The organism is Vibrio sp. Of14-4 (assembly GCF_022347625.1).
Taxonomy (GTDB): Bacteria; Pseudomonadota; Gammaproteobacteria; order Enterobacterales; family Vibrionaceae; genus Vibrio; species Vibrio pristinus.
Window position 1 is genome coordinate 1 of the sequence record NZ_JAKRGI010000059.1, and the last position, 1,155, is coordinate 1,155.

A 1,155-nucleotide genomic window follows, 5' to 3' on the forward strand; every position below is an offset into this window, starting at 1 on the left:
TGTATATTGGCTTTTTAACCCACATTCTATTCGTATTGATTAAGTTTCTTTGGCTCGATAAAGATACCAATCAGCATGATTAAAGTGTATCGCCAGTCTGGGAAGTAACCAATTGATTCAGCGTATAAAAACCATCTTAGCCACACTAAGCATAAGCTTAGTGCTGGCCAGTCAAGCCTTGGCCTTAACCGCGCAGCAACAAGCTGAGGCGATTATTCAAGCCTCGCCTGTGGTGCAAAAAATTCAGCAAAACTTTAAACCTGAATACGGCAATTTATCCTTTTTTGTTGAGGGCCTGACAGGAAAACTCAGCAAGTTTCCTTCAAAAGAAGATGAGAGAGAGAACCTTATTTCACCTAAAGTTATCGGTAATGATCAATTATACGGAGGGACAGGTTCATTATCGCGTATTGCAGTGCTCTTAGATAGACAGGGAAAGGCATTGAATGTCACGGTAGAGCAATATGCTACATTGCCTGCTACTTTTATTTCCGCTATTTCTGATGTTCAGTACCTTTATTTAAGAGGTGCAAAAAGTCTTGACACGATTATTGACCTGAGCGCTTTTAACAATCTAGAAAGGTTGACTATTGCATTTTTAGATAATGTGCAACAGGTGATACTGCCAAAATCAGGAAGTCTCAAAAAAATATCGGCTCTCTAACAAATTTGGAAAAACTTAGCCTAACGGCACCTCAATACAATAATATTAAGAATATACATAAATTAAACAAACTAAAAATATTGACGTTAAAAAAGCTGTCTAATACGAAGATAAGCTATGTATCCTTACCAAAAAACTTAGAAAAAATATCCATATTTGATGTGAGTAAAAATAGCTTACCTGAAATTAAAGACTTGCCTGAGCTTACAAAATTAGTTTTGTGGTCTAGCGAGGATAGAGTGCTTAATAATGTGGAGAACCTACCTAGCTTAGAAGAACTCTTTATCGCAGATTCTAACCTACCTACTTTAGCTGGTATTGAAAAACTGCCTTCACTTAAAGACCTAACGGTAAAAGAAAGTGGCACTATTGATATTTCGGCAATCGAAGCCCTGCGTCACTTAGAGAACCTACAGATTACCGATAACTACTTGGATGATATAAGCGTTATTGCCAAGCTGCCTAAGTTGGTGTTTGTTAATGCGTCTTAT

General features: G+C 37.3%; 2 protein-coding genes. Both read left to right on the forward strand.

The window, feature by feature from the left end; translation table 11 throughout:
• The first annotated feature begins 160 nt into the window (after positions 1 to 160).
• Positions 161 to 664 carry a hypothetical protein gene (locus MHN79_RS20820; protein ID WP_239174922.1) on the forward strand — a complete coding sequence of 168 codons (504 nt, stop codon included), beginning with the start codon at positions 161 to 163 and terminating at the stop codon, positions 662 to 664.
• 239 nt (positions 665 to 903) lie between these two features.
• The coding region (locus MHN79_RS20825; RefSeq protein WP_239174924.1) for a hypothetical protein at positions 904 to 1,155 on the forward strand (252 nt) is incomplete at its 3' end.